General features: G+C 35.3%; 1 protein-coding gene. It reads left to right on the forward strand.

All coding sequences use genetic code 11. The annotated features are described in order from the left end of the window. A partial coding sequence (locus HC176_RS17275; RefSeq protein WP_167920241.1) for a DUF4197 family protein occupies positions 1-167 on the forward strand: 167 nt, incomplete at its 5' end. Positions 168-391: the final 224 nt, after the last annotated feature.

Below are 391 nucleotides of genomic sequence, written 5' to 3' on the forward strand. Positions count from 1 at the left end.
CCCTGCCTTTATCTACAGATGTGAACCCAGATCTTGCCGATTATGTCACTCAGCAGGCTTTGGAAGGTGTATTCACCATGATCGCCGTGGAAGAAAAGGAGATCCGTAATAATTTCGCCTCCCGAACCACAGACTTGTTGAAAAGGGTATTTGCTTTACAAGACTAAAAAGGTTTAAGGTTTAAGGTTTAAGGTTTAAGGTTTAAGGTCGAAAATTCAATAACCAATATTCAATATTCAATATTCAATACCCAATTAAAAATTTACGGTTATAAACAATTGAATTACTGTCTTAACCATAGTAGAACCTACAGAAGTGTCCTACATCTTTTAAGTTTTTAACAAGAGCTGTAGGTAAAAAGCGAACATTTATAACAATGTTAACTTCAGGT

This window comes from Tamlana crocina, from assembly GCF_012037625.1.